The organism is Chryseobacterium sp. C2(2020), from assembly GCF_014218915.1.
Lineage (GTDB): Bacteria > Bacteroidota > Bacteroidia > Flavobacteriales > Weeksellaceae > Chryseobacterium > Chryseobacterium mucoviscidosis.
Genome location: NZ_JACLCT010000103.1, coordinates 1 through 793 on the forward strand (window position 1 = coordinate 1; position 793 = coordinate 793).

The 793-nt window shown below is 37.7% G+C and carries 2 protein-coding genes; both read left to right on the forward strand.

Annotated elements, in window-relative coordinates; genetic code table 11:
* The coding region (locus H6W52_RS21110; protein ID WP_116100186.1) for an IS630 transposase-related protein at window positions 1-306 on the forward strand (306 nt) is incomplete at its 5' end.
* A gap of 73 nt (window positions 307-379) precedes the next feature.
* A partial coding sequence (locus H6W52_RS21115) for a transposase (RefSeq protein ID WP_133297232.1) occupies window positions 380-793 on the forward strand: 414 nt, incomplete at its 3' end.

A 793-nucleotide genomic window follows, 5' to 3' on the forward strand; every position in this document is an offset into this window, starting at 1 on the left:
TTTCGCAAACAAGTATTTAAAATAAAAGAACAGGAAAAACTTACTGATCAGGCTGTTTGTAAACGTTTTGGAATAAGTACCCGAACCTTTTTCCGCTGGAAACAAAACCTTATTCCTGTTGGGAAAAGAAATAAACCCGCTACGAAGATCGATATGGAAGCTTTAAAGAAACATGTAGAAGATTTTCCTGATGCCTACCAGTATGAAAGAGCTGCTTTCTTTGGAGTCAGTCCCAATTGTATTCTCTATGCCCGTAGACGTTTAAATATAAGTGTTAAAAAAAACACTGACTCATCCCAAGTCTGATCCTGTTAAAAGAGCTGAATTTCAAAATCATTTGTTTCATTATCAACAGTTGGAATAAAGAAACATTATCTATATTGATGAGAGTGGTTTTGCTACCGATGCACCAAGAGATTACAGCTACAGCTTAAAAGGAACAAGATCTTACGGGGTTAAAGACTGGCATAATAAAGGAAGAGTGAACGCCATTGGAGCTATTCTGGATTTTAATATCCTCAATGTAGGATTGTTTGAAGGAAACATCAATGCCGATGTTTTTCATGCCTGGGTAACTCAGGAGCTTCTTCACTCGATTCCTGCAAATTCAGTCCTGGTAATGGACAATGCAACCTTCCATAAAAGATCCGATAGTATTGCTGCCATAGAAAAAAGTGGACATTCTATTCTGTTTCTGCCTCCCTACAGCCCCGATTTAAATCCTATTGAAAAGAAGTGGGCACAGGCTAAAAGTATAAGGAGAAAGTTAAGGTGTGATCCGTATGAGCTTTTT